This is a genomic window from Pseudoalteromonas sp. US3C1013, from assembly GCF_048401115.1.
GTDB classification, from domain to species: Bacteria; Pseudomonadota; Gammaproteobacteria; order Enterobacterales; family Alteromonadaceae; genus Pseudoalteromonas; species Pseudoalteromonas undina.
In genome coordinates, this window is the sequence record NZ_CP183075.1 from 89,833 (window position 1) to 111,324 (window position 21,492).

General features: G+C 40.5%; 18 protein-coding genes. 10 read left to right on the top strand and 8 right to left on the bottom strand.

All coding sequences use genetic code 11. From position 1 onward, the window contains the following. The first annotated feature begins 22 nt into the window (after nt 1-22). The 7 genes from ACNSN2_RS00445 to speD all read left to right on the top strand — a co-directional run bounded on the left by ACNSN2_RS00445 (nt 23) and on the right by speD (nt 7,229). On the top strand, nt 23-1,183 hold the full coding sequence (locus ACNSN2_RS00445; protein WP_010392076.1) for an HDOD domain-containing protein: 1,161 nt from the start codon (nt 23-25) through the stop codon (nt 1,181-1,183). Between the two features lie 371 nt (nt 1,184-1,554). Continuing rightward, nucleotides 1,555-2,760 (top strand): aspartate aminotransferase family protein, encoded by a 1,206-nt coding sequence (locus ACNSN2_RS00450; RefSeq protein WP_418608107.1) that lies wholly within the window; start codon nt 1,555-1,557, stop codon nt 2,758-2,760. A gap of 84 nt (nt 2,761-2,844) precedes the next feature. Further along, nucleotides 2,845-3,861 carry an arginine N-succinyltransferase gene (gene astA / locus ACNSN2_RS00455; RefSeq protein ID WP_055012478.1) on the top strand — a complete coding sequence of 339 codons (1,017 nt, stop codon included), beginning with the start codon at nt 2,845-2,847 and terminating at the stop codon, nt 3,859-3,861. A gap of 15 nt (nt 3,862-3,876) precedes the next feature. After that, nucleotides 3,877-5,346: a succinylglutamate-semialdehyde dehydrogenase gene (gene astD, locus ACNSN2_RS00460; protein WP_075170838.1), complete on the top strand. Its 1,470-nt coding sequence runs from the start codon at nt 3,877-3,879 to the stop codon at nt 5,344-5,346. Nucleotides 5,347-5,474: 128 nt separating this feature from the next. Then, nucleotides 5,475-5,813 (top strand): DUF3802 family protein, encoded by a 339-nt coding sequence (locus ACNSN2_RS00465; RefSeq protein WP_010392083.1) that lies wholly within the window; start codon nt 5,475-5,477, stop codon nt 5,811-5,813. A gap of 102 nt (nt 5,814-5,915) precedes the next feature. Further along, nucleotides 5,916-6,329, top strand: a complete 414-nt coding sequence (locus ACNSN2_RS00470; RefSeq protein ID WP_010392086.1) for an OsmC family protein — start codon at nt 5,916-5,918, stop codon at nt 6,327-6,329. A gap of 87 nt (nt 6,330-6,416) precedes the next feature. Next, nucleotides 6,417-7,229: an adenosylmethionine decarboxylase gene (gene speD / locus ACNSN2_RS00475; RefSeq protein WP_010392088.1), complete on the top strand. Its 813-nt coding sequence runs from the start codon at nt 6,417-6,419 to the stop codon at nt 7,227-7,229. 100 nt (nt 7,230-7,329) lie between these two features. Here speD and ACNSN2_RS00480 read toward each other — a convergent pair whose 3' ends face one another. Next, nucleotides 7,330-8,601, bottom strand: coding sequence for an aromatic amino acid transport family protein (locus ACNSN2_RS00480; protein WP_055012480.1), 1,272 nt, complete (start codon nt 8,599-8,601; stop codon nt 7,330-7,332). Nucleotides 8,602-8,936: 335 nt separating this feature from the next. On the opposite strand from ACNSN2_RS00480, the gene ACNSN2_RS00485 reads away from it, so the two are divergent. Further along, complete coding sequence (locus ACNSN2_RS00485) at nt 8,937-11,669, top strand: AAA family ATPase (protein ID WP_418608110.1); 2,733 nt, start codon at nt 8,937-8,939, stop codon at nt 11,667-11,669. A 147-nt stretch (nt 11,670-11,816) separates the two neighbouring features. On the opposite strand, the gene cysQ is transcribed toward ACNSN2_RS00485, so the two are convergent. The 6 genes from cysQ to cysG are packed head-to-tail and all read right to left on the bottom strand — an operon-like array spanning nt 11,817 to nt 18,770. Further along, the gene (gene cysQ / locus ACNSN2_RS00490) at nt 11,817-12,587 is read right to left on the bottom strand and encodes a 3'(2'),5'-bisphosphate nucleotidase CysQ (protein WP_418608112.1); all 771 of its coding nucleotides are present in this window, start codon (nt 12,585-12,587) and stop codon (nt 11,817-11,819) included. 9 nt (nt 12,588-12,596) lie between these two features. Further along, nucleotides 12,597-13,190 carry an adenylyl-sulfate kinase gene (gene cysC, locus ACNSN2_RS00495; protein WP_008108444.1) on the bottom strand — a complete coding sequence of 198 codons (594 nt, stop codon included), beginning with the start codon at nt 13,188-13,190 and terminating at the stop codon, nt 12,597-12,599. Nucleotides 13,191-13,223: 33 nt separating this feature from the next. Continuing rightward, on the bottom strand, nt 13,224-14,948 hold the full coding sequence (locus tag ACNSN2_RS00500) for an SLC13 family permease (RefSeq protein ID WP_055012484.1): 1,725 nt from the start codon (nt 14,946-14,948) through the stop codon (nt 13,224-13,226). A 33-nt stretch (nt 14,949-14,981) separates the two neighbouring features. Beyond that, nucleotides 14,982-16,406: a sulfate adenylyltransferase subunit CysN gene (gene cysN / locus ACNSN2_RS00505; RefSeq protein ID WP_418608115.1), complete on the bottom strand. Its 1,425-nt coding sequence runs from the start codon at nt 16,404-16,406 to the stop codon at nt 14,982-14,984. Continuing rightward, a complete protein-coding gene (gene cysD / locus ACNSN2_RS00510; protein ID WP_008108450.1) occupies nt 16,406-17,305 on the bottom strand; it encodes a sulfate adenylyltransferase subunit CysD in 900 nt (299 codons plus the stop codon). The genes cysN and cysD overlap by 1 nt, the downstream gene beginning before the upstream one ends. 43 nt (nt 17,306-17,348) lie before the next feature. Then, entirely contained in the window at nt 17,349-18,770 is a 1,422-nt protein-coding gene (gene cysG / locus ACNSN2_RS00515) for a siroheme synthase CysG (RefSeq protein WP_418608118.1), read from the bottom strand. A 264-nt stretch (nt 18,771-19,034) separates the two neighbouring features. On the opposite strand from cysG, the gene deoC reads away from it, so the two are divergent. After that, nucleotides 19,035-19,787, top strand: a complete 753-nt coding sequence (gene deoC, locus ACNSN2_RS00520) for a deoxyribose-phosphate aldolase (protein WP_418608120.1) — start codon at nt 19,035-19,037, stop codon at nt 19,785-19,787. Continuing rightward, nucleotides 19,771-20,271: a hypothetical protein gene (locus ACNSN2_RS00525; RefSeq protein WP_054202755.1), complete on the top strand. Its 501-nt coding sequence runs from the start codon at nt 19,771-19,773 to the stop codon at nt 20,269-20,271. The genes deoC and ACNSN2_RS00525 overlap by 17 nt, the downstream gene beginning before the upstream one ends. A 49-nt stretch (nt 20,272-20,320) precedes the next feature. Here ACNSN2_RS00525 and ACNSN2_RS00530 read toward each other — a convergent pair whose 3' ends face one another. Further along, nucleotides 20,321-21,445, bottom strand: a complete 1,125-nt coding sequence (locus tag ACNSN2_RS00530; RefSeq protein WP_418608122.1) for a CsgG/HfaB family protein — start codon at nt 21,443-21,445, stop codon at nt 20,321-20,323. Nucleotides 21,446-21,492 lie beyond the last annotated feature (47 nt).

A 21,492-nucleotide genomic window follows, 5' to 3' on the forward strand; every position in this document is an offset into this window, starting at 1 on the left:
TTTTTGCCTTAAGATAGAGTTTATGACCGATACATTGCAGCAACAGCGAATTGTTAACGTGCTACACCAACGAGCGCATGATTTGCTACTGGGTCATAGTTTTGCTAATCAGCAAATAGGCTTTATTCATACCTTAGACCTCAATGACGGTAAACCCGTTAAAAAGCGTACCTTATTAGAAGTTGAAGTGGCCGCTCAGCAAAAGCGTCAACAAAAAAGTACTTCACATCAAAAGTTACAGGCAAAAACCAGTCAAAAATTACATACGGTTATTGAAACCGTGATGGCCAAACGTCTTGAAGACATAGATTTAGTCATCAAAGACACTGTTGGTATAGATGATAATGTGCCCGCGATACTTGATATTCTTGCAACACGCGCGGCATCGGTCGGTCGTTTAGAGCCGCTAATTAACGATTTAAACTGGCTTGGACGAGAGCTGGTTACCTTAGTTAATTTACCTTTTTATCGTAAGCAACGCAGTAAAGGCACCTCAGTCAAAGTAGATACCCCAGCATTGGCATTACGTTATTTAGGCTTAGACAACCTGCAACTGGTAGTGCCTACTTTTGCAGTGCGCCATTGGATGCCAAACAGTACCGCACCATTTCCGCTATTAAAGCGCAGGTTAAAAGACAATACTATGTCATGTGCTATTGCGGCACAAACTCTAGCGCAGCTTAATGGGTTAAATCCCATGCATGCATTTACCTTAGGCATGTTATTAAATGTGGGGCAAATTGCCTTAGTGCGCTTATACTTAAAAGTGTTTGAGCAAGTATGGCAACGCAAAATACAGCGTGCTCGTGAAGAAGGTGACAAAAACCTACACACTGCGTTGTTGGAGTTAAAACCTGACCCGCTATTTTTAACGACATTGCTGAATGAAAAATCACTGCTTGTTAGCGCCAAGGTGATTGAAACCATGTCATTTAAATACTTACCCTTTAACACTGTTATGCAGCAGTTAGTGAATGGGACAGAAAAAGGTGATAGCTTATTGCCATTATCGCAAGTAATTTTAAAAGCTCGCTGCTACTCTCAGTACTTAAATTTAAAAGAGCACCAGCTTATTGAAGACGATGAATTACAAAGCTGGTTTAGCTATTATAAGTTTACAAAAAAAGAGTTAGAGACCTTACAAACAGCTAATTTTACTAATTTGGCACTTCAAATCGATTAAATCTGTTAATTTTTTTGCGACTATTCATTCACTTTAATTCTACTTATTCATGTGCAGTTGGTTTATAAGCGCTATGCTTTTTTCGTTGTAGAGGCGCTGACTAAGGTAAATGCACATCATTATTAGCTCTCAAATAGTTATTCACTATCTATGAAATAATATCTTAAGCCCTTTATTTTAAAGGGGTACATGAAAGTTTTTGAAGAGACATAACCCTAAATTTCTGAAATAATGAGCGCCTGAAAATTGAACCACAACGTAGTTTCAGGCAAATACATAGCTATTATTTTTTGCCGACACATTTGGTTATTAACAATAATCACACCCCCTATTCTACTGCTTTGTGATGCACACAATTAAGAGGAAATAAAATGACAGTCAATCGCGAATTATTTGATCACGTAATGGTTCCTAACTACGCACCTTCAAGCGTAATTCCAGTTCGAGGCGAAGGTTCTCGTGTATGGGATCAACAAGGACGAGAGTTTATCGACTTTGCTGGTGGTATTGCCGTTAACTGTCTTGGCCACTGCCATCCTGCATTAGTGGGTGCATTAAAAGAGCAGGGCGAAAAAATTTGGCATTTATCAAATGTAATGACCAATGAGCCAGCGCTTCGCTTAGCTAAAAAAATGGTTGATGCGACTTTTGCAGAAAAAGTTTACTTTGCAAACTCAGGCGCAGAAGCAAACGAAGCGGCACTTAAATTAGCGCGTCGTTTTGCGCTTGATAAATTTGGTGCAGAAAAGTCACAAATTATCGCCTTTAATAAAGGTTTCCATGGTCGTACCTTCTTCACGGTTACTGTAGGCGGTCAAGCGGCTTACTCTGACGGTTTTGGTCCTAAGCCAGGCGACATTGTTCATTGTGACTACAATGACCTTGCCGCATTTGAAGCACTGATTAGCGATAACACCTGTGCGGTAATGATGGAGCCAATTCAAGGTGAAGGCGGTATTATCTCGCCAACTGACGAATTTGCTCAAGGCGTTCGTGATTTATGTACTAAGCACAATGCATTGCTAATTTTTGATGAAGTGCAATCAGGTGTTGGTCGTACGGGTGAGCTATACGCATACCAAGGCTTAAACGTAGTACCTGACATTTTAACTTCAGCTAAAGCACTTGGTGGCGGTTTTCCAATTGGCGCTATGCTAACAATCACTGAGATTGCACAGCATCTTAAAGTAGGTACTCATGGTTCTACTTACGGCGGTAACCCACTAGCCTGTGCAGTTGCAGAAGCTGCATTTGATACAGTGAACAATCCAGAAGTATTAGCGGGCGTTAAAGCAAAAGCGGCGTTATTTACCGAGCTACTTAATGCGATTAACGAAAAGTACCATGTATTTAGTGAAATTCGTGGCCAAGGTTTATTAATCGGTGCCGTAGTTAATGAGCAGTACAAAGGGCGCGCTAAAGAGTTTTTAGTTGCAGGTACTGAGCATGGCTTAATGTCACTTGTAGCGGGTGCTGATGTGGTTCGTTTCACTCCATCTTTAGTAATACCAGAAGCTGATATTCGCGAAGGTATGGCACGCTTTGAAAAAGCAGTAGCCCACGTTGTAAATGCGTAATCGCTAATTCAACTTCTCTAAGGGCAAACATTGTTTGCCCTGCAGTTCCTATTTACCGTTATATATAAGGGAGTAAGCGGATTCATGATGATCCTTCGCCCAATCCAAAAAAGTGATTATGCAGCTTTAGTAACCATTGCCGACGAGTCGGGACATGGCTTTACTTCTTTACCTAATAATGAAGAGTTATTACAAAAGAAGATTGCACATTCAGTTAACTCATTTACAAAAACCACGTCACAACCTGGTGATGAAGGGTACTTATTTGTTCTTGAAGATACTGAAACTGGTGAAGTAGTTGGTACTTCAGGTATTGAAGCGGCAGTTGGCTTAGATGACGCATTTTATCACTATCATTTGAGTAAAGTGATTCACTCTTCGCGCACGCTAGATGTATATAAAGCGGTAGATATTCTCACCCTTTGTAATGACTACACTGGAGCTACAGAGCTGTGTACGCTGTTTTTAAAAGACGGTTATCGTAAAAATTGTAACGGTAAGCTGCTTTCAAAAGCACGCTTTATGTTTATAAAACAGCACCAGCAACGCTTTGCACAAACCGTTATCGCAGAAATGCGTGGCGTATCTGACGAAAACGGCAGTAGCCCGTTTTGGCAGTGGCTTGAAGAGCACTTTTTCTCAATGGATTTTCCAACCGCAGATTATCTGACGGGAATTGGCCAAAAAGTGTTTATTGCTGAGTTAATGCCTAAATACCCAATTTACGTCAACTTATTGAGTAAAGAAGCGCAAGCGGTTATTGGTCAAGTACACGATAATACGCGCCCAGCTATTCAGTTATTAAAAAGTGAAGGCTTTACTTTTAATGGTTACGTCGACATTTTTGATGCAGGCCCAACCGTTGAAGCAAAAGTAGATAACATTGCTACTGTACGTAATGCACAAAACTTTAGTGTTGAAATTGGCGAAATGACAGGTGATACCATGGTATTGCTAGCCAATGATAAGCTTGAAGACTTTAGAGCAACCGTTGTTCCTATGGCATTTGATTCACGTTCAAACAGCCTTGTGCTTACGCAAGAACTTGCTGATGCATTACATTTAAAATCGGGCGACTTTGTTACTGCTACCCCAGTTTAATTTAGGAGAAAGTATATGACTCATCCTGCACAATTTATTAATGGTCAATGGTCGCAAGGCCAAGGCACAGAATTTAACTCAGTTAATCCTGCAAATAACGACGTTATTTGGCAGGCATCAGCTGCAAGCGCAGAGCAAGTAGATAGCGCTGTAGCATCAGCACGTGAAGCATTTTACAGCTGGGCTGATAAAAGCTTTAGCGAGCGTTTAGAGATTGTAAAAACCTTTGCTGCAACATTAAAAGAGCACAGCGAAGAGCTAGCGGTTGCTATTGCACAAGAAACAGGTAAACCACTTTGGGAAACACGTACTGAAGCGGGCGCCATGGTAGGTAAAATTGCCATTGCTGAAAAAGCATTTTTAGACCGTACTGGTGATGTTGAAAACGCTATGCCGCAAGGTCGTGCGATGATCCGTCATAAGCCACATGGCGTTGTTGCTGTATTTGGCCCTTACAACTTCCCTGGGCATTTACCAAATGGCCACATTGTACCTGCACTTTTAGCCGGTAATACTGTGGTATTTAAACCATCTGAACTTACACCTATGGTGGCTGAGCTAACCCTTAAACTATGGGAAAAAGCCGGTTTACCTGCTGGGGTAATTAACCTAGTTCAAGGTGAAGTAGAAACAGGTAAAGCATTGGCGTCACACAAAGGCATTGATGGTTTATTCTTTACTGGGTCTTCACGTACGGGTCATATTTTACATGAACAGTTCGCAGGTCAGCCAGGTAAAATTTTAGCGCTTGAAATGGGTGGTAATAATCCGCTAATCGTTAAAGATGCAGAAGATACTCTTGCTGTAGTGCACGATATTGTGCAATCTGCGTTTATCTCAAGCGGCCAACGTTGTACCTGTGCGCGTAAATTGTTTTTACCAACAGGCGCTAAAGGCGATGAAATTTTAGCGCGCTTAATTACAGCGACTAAAGCAATTAAAGTTGGTAACTACGACGACGCTGACCAACCGTTTATGGGTTCAATGATCTCAGCGGCCGCTGCTGCTGGTATGGTTAAAGCGCAAGACGAGTTAAAAGCCATAGGTGGAGAAGTATTAGTTGAGCTTGAGCATACAGCTAACACCGGTTTTGTTACACCGGGTATTATTGAGTGCACAAATATTAAAGACTTCCCAGATGAAGAGCATTTTGGTCCACTTTTAAAAGTATTCCGCTTTGATGACTTTGACCAAGCGATTGATAAAGCAAACGACACTAGCTTTGGTTTATCAGCAGGCCTACTAAGTGATAACCAAGCTGATTACGATCATTTCTTACGTCGTATTCGTGCGGGTATTGTTAACTGGAACCGTCCAATTACAGGCGCCTCAAGTGCTGCACCGTTTGGTGGTATTGGTGCCTCAGGTAATCACAGAGCAAGCGCTTATTACGCTGCCGATTACTGTGCATACCCTGTTGCCTCTGTGGAACTTGAAAAAGTAACCATGCCGGCTACATTAAGCCCAGGCTTAAAAATAGATTAAGTTAATAATACTTAATTAGTATAAAAGCAGCTTCGGCTGCTTTTTTTGTATTGCAATCCCACAAAGCTAGCAATTATTAGTGCTTTCTGCTTAAATTAAGCAATCAGTATTTTTGAGGTAAATAAACGATGGTTTTAAACAGGCAAGGGTACGATGACTTAATAATGTACCTAACTCAGAACTTAGCGTTGTTTGAAAAACCAGGCGAAATAAAGCCAGGTGCGCCAACCGTTATTGAGTTAATTGAAGATGTAATTGCCGAAAATGTCATACGCATTTGTCAACAACACCCAGACCTTTCTACAGAGCAGCGCAGTCAAATTGTGCGCGAGGTTGATGGCATTGTTTACGATTTACAAGAAGTGCTGAGTAGTGTGACCTCTCACACTGTTACAGTAGAACAGCATGCTTTTATTGATGAATTTGCTGGGCTAGTTAAAAACTTATTTGATAACGCTATTAATTAATTGTTCCCCCTTTAAAAACCACGCTTTATTCGCTATTTAATTTTAAATGCGCTTGAGAGTCTGCGTGTAATGAATACAAAATTAAACTAATGAGATAAAACAATGCAAGCAAATGTAAAATGGGTTGAAGGTAATACCTATATAGGCCGCTCTAATAGTAATCATAATGTGGTATTTGATGCGGGTAGTGACGGAGCAGCACCAAGCCCAATGGAAATGGTGCTTATGTCTGTCGGTGGCTGTTCATCGGTTGATGTGGTAAGTATTTTAAAAAAAACCAAGCAAGACTTCTCATCCGTTGATGTGCAATTAACTGCTGAACGAGCAGAAACAGCCCCGCGCGTGTTCACTAAAATTAATTTACACTTTGTTGTAACTGGTAAGAATGTGTCTGAAAAACACCTAGAGCGAGCGGTTTCGCTTTCTGCCGAAAAGTATTGCTCAGTTGCATTAATGCTTGATAAAACAGTAGAAATTACCCACAGCCATGAAGTTGTTGAAGATCAGGAAAAATAACGCTTTTTCCGTGAGTGAAATTCGTATAAAATCCGCGAACTTTTCATTCTGCAGGTGCAGATTTCACTAATTTATAGGTTGGTTTATATGAACAAACCCTTCGATAAACTTAAACTTCATGGCTTTAATAATTTAACTAAAAGCCTAAGCTTTAGTATTTACGATATTTGCTATGCAAAAACAGAGCAGCAACGTAAAGAATATATAGAATATATCGATGAGCAGTATAGTGCAGATAGACTAACCGACATTTTAGGTGATGTGGTTGATATTATTGGTGCCAATATTTTAAATGTTGCACGTCAAGATTATGAGCCACAAGGTGCCAGTGTAACTATTTTAGTTTCAGAAGAGCCTGTAGAAGAGCAGCAAAACTATGATGCTGACGAAGCGCCAGGGCCATTACCTGACTCAGTGGTTGCACACCTTGATAAAAGCCACATTTGTGTTCACACATATCCTGAAGCACACCCAGATGATGGTATTTGTACTTTCCGTGCGGATATTGAAGTATCAACCTGTGGCATTATTTCGCCGCTTAAAGCGTTAAACTTCTTAATCCATAGTCTTGAGTCTGATGTGGTAACGATTGATTACCGCGTACGTGGTTTTACCCGTGATGTAAACGGCGTTAAACATTACATTGACCATGCAATTAATTCGATTCAAAACTTCATGACAGAAGATACCAAAGAAGCGTACCAAATGATGGACGTGAACGTGTATCAAGAAAACCTGTTCCATACCAAAATGATGTTAAAAGAGACCGATTTAAATACGTATTTATTTGGTTTATCTACTGATGATTTGTCAGATGACGAAGAAGAAGAGATTCGCTCAAAACTAACACGTGAAATGCAAGAAATATTCTATGGCCGTAACCTGCCAGATACAGAGTAATACCAATTGCATTAAATAAAAATGGCGCTCATTGAGCGCCATTTTTGTATGTCTGAGAAAGCTCAAGTAAATGAGCTGGGCTTTTGTAATAAATACTTACTTAGCTAAGCATGCTGTACAGTAACGCACACACTGCTAATGAACCGACAGCCAGTACAAATAAGGTACTTAAACGATTACGGTACTTTTGTAAGCTAGGCACTTTGTAAACTGCAATCATTGGCATAATGAATAAAATCATCGCAATGATTGGGCCTGATAACTGATCCATCATATCTAGTATGCTTGGGTTTTTAACCGCGCAGAACCAAATAGCGAAAAACATCAGTACCGCACCCACTTTGTCAGCCACTTTAGGCCTCATGCTTGAGTGTTTAGTCACTAACCCAGTAAAGCTTTCGCGTGCCCCTAAAAAGTGACCTAAAAACGACGACATAATCGCAATAAAGGCAACCAAAGGTCCCAGCGTTGCAATGAATGAGTTTTCTGTAATATTAGCCAAGTAAGATAAAACAGAGACGTTTGCCGCTTTTGCTTCAGCCATTTGGTCACCGGTAAGCGATAACACGCATGAGAACACAAATAACAAAACAAAGGTAATCAATAATAAGCTAGTGCGCTTTAAAATCGCTTCTGACTTAGAGGTTGCTAGGTCACCATAGTGGCTGCGTTGTTTATTAACAAAGCTTGAAATAGCCGCTGCATGGCTAAATGAAAACACAATAATAGGAATCGATAACCAAAGTGTTTTACTAAAGCTACCTAGCCCAGGCATAGTTGTATCGGGCATTTGCCAGCTTGGGATTAAATACAGAGATAAAAAGAATAAAATACCTACTAGCGGGTACACTAAAATAGCAAAGGCGCGTAGCATTAAGCGTTCACCGCCCATCATTAAGCCAATCATAACAGCAACAAGTACACCTGAAAGCACAACGCGTGACGGCGACTCCATTCCTAATTGATTGACCATAAAGCTGTCTACCGTATTGGTTAAACCCACACCGTAAATGAGCAAAATAGGAAAAATTGATAAAAAGTATAACAAGGAGATCAGTCGGCCCGCGTTTACGCCAAAGTGTTCTTCTACCACATCGGTAAAATCAGCCTCTTTATTTTTTGATGATAATACAAAACGCGCCAAACCACGGTGCGCTAAAAAGGTCATAGGAAAGGCTAAACACGCCATAATAATCAGCGGCCAAAAACCACCAATACCAATATTAATCGGTAAAAATAAAATACCAGCACCCACTGCGGTGCCAAAAAGGCTAAGTGTCCACTGCGTATCATGCAGGTTCCATTTTGATTTTGACGTGTGTGCGTCTTGTGCTGGTGCATTTGAAAGCGTTGCACCTTGAGATGTTGTCATGTGTGTATCCATTATTTATCATAATAATTGCGCCGAAGAATATAGTTTTTAACCACACATTTCATGTGTTTTTATGTCTTGGATATAAATTTGTTGTAGCGTATTAGTTACTGACTGTCACGAATATGAAACAGTGTTTAAAAGCTGCGCAATTAGTGCAGGAATATGCCGCGAAATGCGTGAATAATCATCATGGTTGGTGTGAAAGGCGGGACATACTCATAAATGCTTTTTACTTGTTTCAGCACCGTGTTTATTATTTCCTCCTATAGAGTGTTGGCTTTTGGGTGTTTACTGTACACTAATGAGGTTACTTTATTGATAAGGATATTAAATTGTCGCAGTATCTTCTTATTCCATTCCAGCGTTGGCTATCTCTTTTATTGTGTGCAATAACGGCTACCACTCTCGTTATATTTTTAAGCAAAGTCGCTTTTGTGCAAACAACCTACACCAATTTGAGTAGTATTTTATATACCAACCCTGCACTGCATTATAGTTTTGCATTTTTAGCCGGTATTGGCATAAAGCTACTGCTGGATAAGTTCTACATATCTCACGCTAAACGAAGTATTGGGTTTAACTGGCGATATCCTCCAGTAACAATGAGTGTATTGTTTGGATTATTTTTCATTGTTGTTTATGTGTATGTAACTAACAATGAAATAGTAGAACAGCTGACAGCTCATGCCTTTGTAAGTTTCAAGTTTCTGTCACTGAGTTTTTTAGCTGCTGCAGCGACTATTATCTATCAAACTAAACTGTATACAGAAAAACCGATATTTTCAGTTGCACTGTGCGCGGTATCAGCATTTTATTTATTTTCTGCAATAAGCTTAGTTGAAACAGAGCAAGCATTCTGGGTGTTCTTTTGTATAGCAGTTGCTTATTTGGTCATGTCGGTATATTTGCTATGTGAGCAGCTAAAAGTATCTAGTGCAGAGTCGAAAGTCGAATCAAAACAAGAAGCTGAACTAACGCTTGAGAGCTTAGAAAATTTTCGAAAATGGTTTAAAGACGATTCAACCATTAAAAATACTGAACAATTAGAGCCTGACTTGCAGGTTTATGCCACGCGTATTACTGAGCGGCTTCGGACAGGCGGTGATACAGAAGGATATGAGAAAAGGGGGGCACAACACATTGCATTGTGTGGGCCATTTGGATGCGGAAAAAGCAGTATTGTAGAAAGTATTGCAAATGATTTAGCAAACAGCCTTAAGCAAGATGGGATCTGGATACACAGTGATATTTCAACGTGGGGTGCAGCAAGCGGCAGTGTCGCGCATGTAGTACTGAGTCATATTATTGATGATATTAGCCAGTATATTGATATGTGCGCCTTTCGTGCCTTACCTAAGCATTATACTGAAGCGCTAAAGTCAGGAGGCGGTCTATTTCAATTTGCATCCACATTACTCGCAGGCCCTGTTGATATTGAAGAGAGCTTCAAAAAGCTTAACGCTGTGCTTGAAACTACCAACCACAAACTACTGATCACCTTACAAGACGTTGATCGTGGCACCGGTGATGAAAATGAAAAACGCCTAAACGATATAGCTGCATTACTGGATAGGTTAAGGAATAAAGATTTAAGTAATATCAACTTTATTATTGCTATGGGTAATGAAAGTGATTTGGCTGCTGAAGTGATTTCAAAAGCTACTGACTATAAAGAGGATATTTTAATCAGTAATATTTCTGCAAAGCTTAAGGAGTTTATATTTTTATCGATAAATAAAGCTGTCTCGAATGGTGTAATCACACTTTATAGCAGTGGATATAATACAGAGAGTTCAGAACCACCTTTAGTATACCCAGTAAAAGATTGGATCGAGGATTGTAATAAGTTTTCGGATGCTTTTTTTAAACGAGAAGTTAGTGCTCTAATAGGCGTAATTGACTCTGTTCGTTTATTGAAAAAAATTATCAGACGAGTTGATGCCGCTTGGAATAAAAGTGATTTAAATGGAGAGGTTAACTTATTAGCCACTATAATGATAGTTGCATTAAAAGAGTCAAAAATTAGAAATTATGCATTATATTTAAACCGGTTGGATGAAATCAGACTCAATTCTAAAATTGACTTAACCAATGTGATCGAAACAATGTCAAAGAGAGGGGGTGGTATTGTTGATTTAAATCTCATTAATTATTTTGACGTTTTATTGAATGTTAAGAGAATTACTGACTACGATGCTGTGAATGATGAAGATTTTACAAAAGGGAAAAATTTTCCTATAAGGAAGTTACTTAATCCTATCTCGGTAAGTACACAGTCAATAGGCAACTCTAATAATGAGTATTCAAATTATTTATCTTTGATTGAATTGGAAAGATTACCAAGTGATTGGTTGAAGCAGCAACCTATTTTAAAATGTCTTTATATTGAAGATAATGCTAGTGCTGATATTTTTGCTAAAAACTGGCTTCAAAGTCATAATATTCGAGAGCTTACTTCAGAGTTAGTTTATTGTCCGTCTTATAAAGCTAACCTTAGAAATATTTTTTCATCTATATTAAAGCTGTTTGCAAACATAGATATTAGAGGGCGAAATGCATTAAGGCGCACAAGATTCTTATACAACCTTGGCGATATCTTTTTGGCTGCGACAAATTTTAATTCTTTCTTTAGTGATATTCTTTGTTTAATTAACTCGCTTGAAAGTGATATGTCAAGCAAGTTATTTAGCTACTGTTTTAGCAGAAGACTATTCGGTTATAGCGATGAACTAGAAGTTAAGTTTGAGGAGGGTGATATAAGAGACATGGTTTCCTTTGTAACAAAACTGAGTAATATTAATGAAGAAGAATCAGCTACGTTAACTTGGCCTTTATGCTTTAAGTTAGGAATGGAAAACTTAAAGAGTGAAGTAGCGAAGAGAGTGAGAGCTAATACAAGTTCATATCTGGAGAGACAATACTTCTCAAATATTATTGACTATAATGCAGCCTATAATTTATATGTTGATTTCCGCACAATAAATATTGAGGCTAGCGATCATAACTTATTTGATATACCAGAGTCGGTACTGGATGGAATTCTTGAAGGCGTTCAATATGATTAAAGTCCGTACGGTATTGGACATAATTTTTATGTTGAAAATAAAAATTAGATAAATACTGGGTTTCGCTTCGCTCTATCCAGCCTACGGTGTATAAATTGTTATCGAACTGCTCGCGACTCTAAGCCCGCAGCCCGCAACTCTTAGCTTTTATTCTTCTATCGCACTCACCACAAAATACGGATTCAAGTATTCATCTTTGCTGTTATAAATAAGCGGGCTGCCATCGAGCTTAGTCACTTTTGCACCGGCTATTTCGGCAATAGCATGGCCTGCTCCGGTATCCCATTCACAGGTTGGGCCCAAGCGGGGGTAAATATCAGCACTGCCTTCGGCGACTAAACACAGTTTCAGTGAACTGCCTTTTGACACCATTTCAACCTCATCAAAGCGTTTTACAAATTCAGCTAAATCAGGGGAGGGGTGCGAGCGACTGCCTACAACACGAATAAGCCCTTTGTTAGGCTTAGTGGTGACTTTAAGCTCGATGCGCTCATCGCCTTTGTCTTTAAAAGCACCAATGGCTTCGGCGGCTATGTACGATACACCTAGCGCAGGGGCATCAACCACAGCTAAAACTGGTTTGCCATTTTCGATTAGGGCAATATTAACGGTAAATTCACCGTTCTTTTTAATAAATTCTTTGGTGCCATCAATTGGGTCAACCAGCCAATAGCTGTTCCATGTTTGGCGTACGTCCCAACCAATGTCGGCACTTTCTTCACTCAATACAGGAATATCGGGAGTGAGCTTTTTGAGCCCTGCACTAATGATTTTATGAGCTGCTAAGTCGGCGTCGGTTACGGGGCTTTCATCAGCTTTGTATTCAACGTTGAAGTCTTTGTTGTAAATACCCATAATCGCGCTTCCCGCTTCGCGAGCGAGAATAAGGGTTTCTTCTAGCAGTTCAGTTTGGTTCATTAGATGGGCCTATAGTATATGCTGATGTTTTAGATACGTTATCAGTTGAGCTACCGATTGGTCTAGGGTGTTTTTACTGGTATCTAAAATTATTTCAGGATTAACCGGCGGCTGGTAAGTTGAATCAATCCCGGTAAAGTGTTTAATTTCACCAGCGCGCGCCTTTTTATATAAGCCTTTTGGGTCGCGACTTTCGCACACCTCAAGAGGGGTGTCGATGAATACTTCGATAAATTCACCCTCATCAACTAACTCACGAACCATGTCGCGCTCAGCTTTAAAGGGGGATATAAACGCAGTAAGGACTAACAAACCAGCGTCAACCATTAGCTTGGCGGTTTCGCCTACGCGGCGGATATTTTCAACGCGATCGGCATCACTAAAGCCTAAATCTTTACATAAACCATGGCGTACATTGTCGCCATCAAGTAGGTACGTGTGCGCACCTTGCTGATTGAGTGCTGCTTCTAGTGCATTCGCAACGGTACTTTTACCTGAGCCAGAAAAACCAGTAAACCATAAAATAGCCGGCTTATGCTTTTTTTGTTCGCTGCGCTGTACTTTAGTGGTGGCGTAATTATGCCAAACAATATTGTTATCCATTTGCTGTGTCTCTTTATGCTATAAACGCGGGCATTAAAACGGAAATACCAGCGGGATCAAAGTCAGTACGGTGATTGAATAAATAATAGAAAGCGGTAGCCCCATCATTACATAGTCTTTTAGTCGATAGTTACCTGCGCTATAAACCATTAAGTTAGTTTGATAACCAAAAGGTGAAATAAAGCTGGCTGAAGCGCCAAATGCAACTGCCATAATAAACGGCAAAGGTTCTACGTTAAAGCCAATGGCTAGTGAGTAGGCAACCGGAAACGATAGCGCTGCAGCAGCATTATTAGTGATTAATTCGGTAAATAATACGGTCATTAAAAAGATAGCGATAAACGCGCCATAAGGGCCAAAGTCGCCCAGCACTACAAACATGGCGTCTGATATTTGCCCGGCAAGGCCGGTGCCTATCATCAGCTTAGCTAAACCTATAGCACTGCCCACGACAGCAAGTAACTCAATAGGAAAGCGGCGCTTTATTTCGCTTAGTTTGATAGTACCACACAGCATTAGGCCAATAAGTAACACTAACAAGCCTTTAACCAGCGGTACTGCACCTAAAATACTTAATCCCAGTACACCCGCAAAGCTTAACAATACAATATTTGATTGCTTTGCACTGAGGTGGGTTTGTAAATCAAGCCCTGAAATATACACAAACTCGCGTTTTAAGTTAGTTAAGTCATAAAAGCTTTTACCAGGGGCGAGAATGAGTGAATCACCCGCTTGTAATCGCACTTGCCCAAGCCCGCCTTGTAAACGGTCATGCCCACGGCGGATAGCAATAACGGCCGCATGAAATTGCTCTCTAAAGCGGGCTTCTTTTACCGTTTTGCCAATTAATTTAGACGACTGACTAACGACAACTTCAACGAGGTGTTCAATGTCTTTTTCGTGTTTGTCGTGCACCACTTTTAAGCCATCAAAGCGAGTAAGCAAAGGCACTGACTTTATGTCGCCCACAAACAGCAGTATGTCGTCTTGTTGAATAATATGTTGGGGGGTCACGGCGCAAATACGGTTGCCATCACGAATAATTTCAGCCAGAAACAAGTCTTTTAAATCGCGTAAACCATTTTCTTCTACAGTACGATTTATTAGTTTAGAACCAGTTTGCACTTTCCCTTCTAGATAAAAAGGCACCACCTCTTGGCTATTTTTACCATTGTCGGGCAGGCATTTTAGCATCACCAAAATAGTAATTAAGCCCACACTAAGTGCGCCCAAACCCACCAAGGTAAAATCAAAAAAGCCCAGTGGCGCCATGCCCGCATCTACTGCAAAGCCATTTACGATTAAGTTAGTAGAGGTGCCAATAAGCGTAATAGTACCCCCTAAAATCGCGGTGTACGACAGGGGTAACAATAGCTTTGAGGGAGAGTGGTTTGGGTTATCCTTTATGGCGGTAATTAATGAGGCAACTACCGCGGTATTATTAGTAAACGACGATAAAAAGGCGGTAGACAGCCCTAATTTAGTTACTGACTTAACTAAACTACCATTGGATAACGATTTGGCTAAACGCTGAATAAGCGTGGTTTTTTCTATCGCTATCGACACTAAAATTAATAACACTAAAGTAATTAATGATGAGTTAGTGTAATTAACCAGCATGCTTTCTAAATCTATTAACCCAGTTAGATAGCTTGTGCCTATGGCACTTACAAATAACCATGCAGGATTAATACGGGTGCCAAAAAGGCACCCGACTAAAAGCAACATAATGCCTGTTAAAATGAGCTGTTCTACCATGCTTTAAATGTTCCTAACAGGCGTTCATTAACGTTATAGCTTTGAAATATCAAGCGCTTGCCAATGCGGGAAGTACTTGCGTACGAGGGCGTTAAATTCAACTTCAAAGTCGCTGTATTGTCCTGCGTTTTCTTCACTTTGCAGTACCTGTTCTATCATTCCTGCTGCAACCGTTAAGTTTGATAAGCGATCAATAAGAATAAACGAACCGGTTTCATGATTATGATGGTACTGGTCGGCTAAAATAGTCTCGGTCAGCTCCAGTGTCACAATCGCAATTTCGTTTAACTGCAATGAATCTGCACTGCCATGCTCTAGCGTGTTTACATCAATAGTGTGATCAATTTTTGTGACCGTGGCCGAGGTGTTTTTGCTGCCAAGTTTAAGGTTGTAGCTTTTACCAAGCACCAATGGCGACTCGTGCATCCACACAATTTTAGCCTGTAATTGGTTGGTTACTTGAGCTTGCGAATTTGCAGGCACAATAACGTCTCCTCGGCTAATATCTATTTCAGTATTAAGAGTAACCGTAATTGCTTGGCCAGCTTGTGCAGTATCTAGGTTGCCATCAAAAGTAACAATTTCTTTAATATGTGATGTTTTACCTGATGGCAGTACCTTTACTTCATCACCTACACGTAATTTACCTGATGTAAGCGTGCCTTGAAAACCACGGAAGTTTAGATTAGGGCGTACCACGTATTGCACCGGAAGACGCGCTTCAAAACCGGTGTCGATTTCAGCGGCTGGTGAATCTTCTAACAGCTCAAGCAACGGCTTGTCAGTGTAATAAGGAGTGTGCGCAGAGCGAGTTACTACGTTATCGCCTTTAAGCGCCGACATAGGCACAAACTTAATATTTGATACGTTAAGTTGCTCGGCAAATTTTAAATAATCGGCTTTAATTTTTTCATAAACGGTTTCATCAAAATCAACAATATCCATTTTGTTAACCGCAACCACGAACTGCTTAATGCCTAATGAGTCACAAATAAAGCTATGACGCTTAGTTTGTACCTGCACGCCATAGCGCGCATCCACTAAAATAATGGCAACATCACTAGTTGAAGCGCCAGTAACCATGTTTCGGGTATACTGCTCATGCCCTGGGGTGTCGGCTATAATAAACTTACGTTTAGCGGTTGAAAAGTAGCGGTACGCTACGTCAATTGTTATACCTTGCTCACGCTCAGCTTGTAGGCCATCTACTAACAGTGCTAAATCAAGATCTTCACCGGCGTTACCCACTTTTTCGTTATCTTTATGAAGCGCGGCTAGCTGATCTTCATAAATTTGGTGACTATCGTGCAGTAGGCGGCCAATTAAGGTTGATTTACCGTCATCCACACTGCCACAAGTCAGCATACGCAATAAGCTTTTATCTTGTTGACGTGCTAGGTAAGCGTCTATACCAATTTCTTTTACTTCATTAAATGTATCGTTATTTAGGTTAGACATTAGAAGTACCCCTCACGTTTTTTCTTCTCCATAGAGCCTGCTGAATCATGATCAATCACTCGACCTTCACGTTCAGATGACGATGAAAGCAGCATTTCTTCAATAATTTCGGTTAGATTGCTGGCGGTAGATTCAACTGCACCTGTTAGTGGATAACAGCCTAATGTTCTAAAGCGAACCGACTTCATTTGCGGTACTTCACCTTCATTAAGTGGCATGCGATCGTCATCAACCATAATTAAAGTACCATCGCGCTCTACTACAGGGCGCTCTTTAGCAAGGTAAAGTGGCACCATTTCGATGTTTTCTTGATATATGTATTGCCAAATATCTAGTTCAGTCCAGTTAGACAGTGGGAATACACGAATGCTTTCTCCTGGGTTCACTTGGCTGTTATAGGTATTCCAAAGCTCAGGACGTTGGTTTTTAGGATCCCAGCGATGGTGTTTATCACGAAATGAGTAAACACGCTCTTTAGCTCGTGATTTCTCTTCATCACGACGTGCGCCACCAAATGCGGCATCAAAACCGTATTTATTCAGCGCTTGCTTTAGCCCTTGAGTTTTCATGATATCGGTATGTTTACCCGAACCATGCGTGAATGGGCCTACACCCATTTCGATGCCTTCAGGGTTTTTGTGTACGATTAAATCAAAGCCGTACTCTTTAGCTAAACGGTCGCGAAACTCAATCATTTCACGAAACTTCCAGTTGGTGTCTACGTGTAATAACGGAAACGGAATTTTTGCAGGGTAAAATGCTTTACGTGCTAAATGCAAAAGTACCGATGAGTCTTTACCGATTGAGTAAAGCATAACTGGGTTCTCAAACTCAGCGGCGACTTCGCGCATGATTTTGATACTTTCAGCTTCAAGTTGCTGAAGGTGAGTTAAAGCCATTGTTGGTCGTCCTACTAAAATGATTAAATTAAAATCTGTTAAATTACGCTACGTCTGTCAGTGGTTGAGCAAAGCTGCTGATCTGCGCTTTTTCACCAAACCAGTGTAATTGGTCATGTAGTGAGGCCACTTCACCTATAATGAGTAACGCGGGCGAAATTATTTGATGCTGCTCAATGAGCTGCGCTAATTGGTCTAACTGTCCGGTAACTACGCGTTGATTTTTACGTGTGCCGTTTTCAATAATTGCCACTGGTGTTGTTGCTTCTCGCCCATGTTTTAATAGCTCGGCTTGAATATGCGGCGATTTAATCACCCCCATATAAATAGCCAGTGTTTGGTTTTTTTGTGCAAGCGACTGCCAATTAAGCTCTTGGCCTTCCTTTTTACAGTGACCAGTAACAAATTGAATAGCTTGAGCATGATCGCGATGCGTTAAAGGAATACCTGCATAGGCACTACAGCCTGCAGCCGCCGTTATACCTGGCACTATTTGGTAATTTACGTTATTGGCTGCCAGTACTTGTACTTCTTCGCCACCACGACCATAAATAAATGGGTCGCCGCCTTTAATACGACATACTTTTTTACCTTGTTGCGCTAAATCAACTAGCATCTGATTAGTGTCTTCTTGGGCTACGCTATGATCGCCTAAGCGCTTACCCACACAAATTAAATCGGCATCGCGGCGTACTAATTCCATAATTTCGTCGGAAACTAAATAATCATATACCACCACGTCGGCTTGTTGCATTAGCTGCAATGCTTTTAGGGTGAGTAACTCTGGATCCCCAGGGCCTGCACCTACTACGTATACTTCACCTTCTGGCTCTACTTTGGCATCTAGCATTTGCTCTAGTTGTTGTTCAGCGCCATGGGTATTACCGGTTTGGACTTTACTCACTACTGATGAATCAAACACACCTTCCCAAAACTGGCGACGATCGGCAAAGTGTTTAAAGCGCTGTTTTACTTTATGGCGAAAGCCACCAACTAAGTTGGCGAGTGGACCAATGTGTTGCGGGATAAGTGTTTCGAGCTTTTCACGTAAACGTCTTGCTAATACCGGTGCGGTACCTGCACTTGAAATCGCAATGGTAATTGGGTTGCGATCAACAATAGAGGGAAAAATAAACGTACATTTAGGTTGATCATCCACCACGTTCACAAACACATTACGTGCATTGGCGAGTTCAAAAACCGTATTATTAACTTCATCATTGTCGGTGGCGGCAATGATCAAAATTTTGCCATCAAGGTGTGACTCTTCAAAATAGGCATCTATTAAAGTAACTTCATTGCTGTGCGCATGTTCTTTTAATTCATCACAAAACCACGGGGCAACTAAGGTTACTGCAGCACGCGCTTTTAAGAACGCGCGGCATTTTCGCAAGGCAACTTCTCCACCGCCAACCACCAATACTGGCTTGTTGTCGAGTTTGGTAAAGATAGGTAAATATTGCACTGAGTAACGCCCCTAAAAAGATAATAAAGTGTTTAATACACAGGCAGAATATAGCGGCTATTGATAAGTAAAAAATAATTAAATCTTAGTTGATATACTCAAAAGTTATATAAACTATGTTTTTTAGGTCTAAATCTTATTTAGTAAGGGTTAGAGTGCTATTTAGTATAAAAAACGCGCTTATAGTGTTTGGTTATGAGCTATAGCAAGGTTAAGCTATGATGCTTATATAGTTTAAGGTTTTTAAAATTTCATGGGCATAAAATGACAAATAATACTCAAAACGCCATGCTAGTTGTTAGTTTAATGGATTTAACCAGTTTAAACACCGATGATAATCAAGCTAGTATTAATGCATTAGTAAACAGTATTGATCCTAAGTTAGGCATACCCGCTGCAGTTTGTGTGTTTAGTGAATTTGTAGATGATGCAAAAATAGCGCTCGCTAATCGATTATTGAGTCATGTAAAAGTGGCCACAGTAACCAACTTTCCCACAGGTGAGGCGCCACTTAATGAAGTGCTTAATGAAACGCTAATAGCCATAGAAGGCGGGGCCGATGAAATTGACTTGGTCATTCCTTATAAAGCGCTTATAAAAGGCGAAGCCGATACCGTGCTGGAATACGTGAGTGAAAGTAAAAAAGCATGTGGTAGTCGCGCTAAACTTAAAGTGATTATTGAAAGCGGTGAGCTAAAAACACCTGCACTTATTGCTCAAGCAACCGAGCTTGCTATTCAAGGGGGAGCTGATTTTGTAAAAACCAGCACCGGTAAAGTCGCGGTTAATGCCACGCTTGAAGCAACTGAAATTATGCTTAATACCATCAAAAAGTCATCAAAAACAGTTGGCTTTAAGGCCGCAGGCGGTGTGAAAACGACAGGTGATGCCAATGCTTATTTGCAGCTAACAACTGAGATTATGGGGCATGAATATTTAGCACCAGAGACATTTAGGTTTGGCGCTTCCTCGCTGTTAAATGACGTTTATAAGGTATTGCATGAAGCGCAGCAGTGATGCCGAAAAACAACAGTTAGAGCACGATGCAGCTAAGTTGTTTTTGCGTTGCTATGAGCAGCAAACCGGCATTCATATGCGCCACATTTGGCATAATGAACCGAATAGACCCGATGTAAGTTGTTATCAAGAAAATGAGCAACTCGATATAGAAGTAGCGCATTTATATGCCAGCGAAACCGAAGCAATGGCCGTGTTAGGTCGGCCATTATCGATACAAATGCAACGTGATTTAGCTGATATGGCACAACAACCCAGTGAAAACCGACTGCAATCAGCATTAGGACGATTGCTCAAACAAAAAGCGACTAAGCGTTATTACTCAAAACGTACCTGGTTGCTAATTCGTAACGCTAGCACTATTTGGCATAAGAGCGACTTTGAAGCGGTAATAAAAACAATAGCTTTTCCAAATACCCATCAATTTGAGCAAATATGGTTACTGTGTGATTTTTATCGCGGTGAGTTATTACGAGTAGATTAAAAGCGACTAGGGGATAGCCGCTTTTTTTGATTTAAATGAATTGTGTTGCTTAGTTAAATTGAAACATGCTGCCTAAGCTTTCAAGCCCTGATTTTTGAGTTTTAGCTAAACATTTTGTGTTATCTAAAGATTTCTTTGTTGTTTCATCGGCAAGGCCTGTTACTTTTAAGCTCTTTTCTTGTTGATATTCGCGTAGTGCTAATACAGTTTGACGGTCGTATTTTACGTCTTCAGTCTCAAATTCTTCATAATTAGGTTGGTTTTTTAAATAGCCTAAGCAAACCAAGTTCATACGAGACATTGCTAAGTCCATTTTTTCATAATGTGGCATTCTATGATTCGGCACATCGACAGCAGCAGGTGCTGCTTTTTTACTAGCTACCTTTGGCGGTGGTGGTGCTGTATAGCCTGCAGCAAGCGTGTTGTTTTGGTTATAGCGATAATAGGTGTCTGGGATTTTAGTTTCTAAAAACTCAACGGCTTTAATTATTACTTCACGTAGTGCTTTTTCTTTTGGTGTATCTGACCAGCCGCTAAGACTCCCTCCAACCAATGCGCCACCAAAGTTTGTTGCTGCGCTGGTAAAGTTAAAATCTTTACTACCGCCTTCAACACTAGTTGCAGCTAAAATACGTGAAGTGCGCGTATCAATTAACCTTAGGTCAATAGCCATATGCGATCCAGAAAAGCCAGCAGAAACAGAGCTAAACACATCACCAATAAAACCGCCCGAACCAACACTTGCACCTGAACTGTCATCATCAAACTCGGTAACCGCTGCAACGACTACAATCTCAGCGCCTTCAATTTCGCCATAGGCAGCTCCAGATTGTGCACTCACTCTGCCTGATACTGCTAAATCTTGCTCCGAAAGCACAGCGTCTAGTGCTTGGCGTTCCAATACAATAAAGCGATTAGTGCCAACAAGTGCGGTGGTAAGTTGATCTGCCATACCTTCACCAATTTCTTTTCGCCACCATCTTGAGTTATTTGACTTATCAGTGAAACGTGCCACGGCGATACGTGCTTTAGGACCATTGTATTTTTGTTTACTTACTTCATTAATGTCAGGTGAATTTTTATTTGAAGTGACATTGGTTGAAGTGCTTTGACATGCGCTTAAGCTCGTTATTAATGCTGTGGCAAGTAGCGTTTTTTGTATTGATGAGAGCATAGTATTTTCCTTAATTTATCTGCTTAATTACATTTGTAGTTATTTTT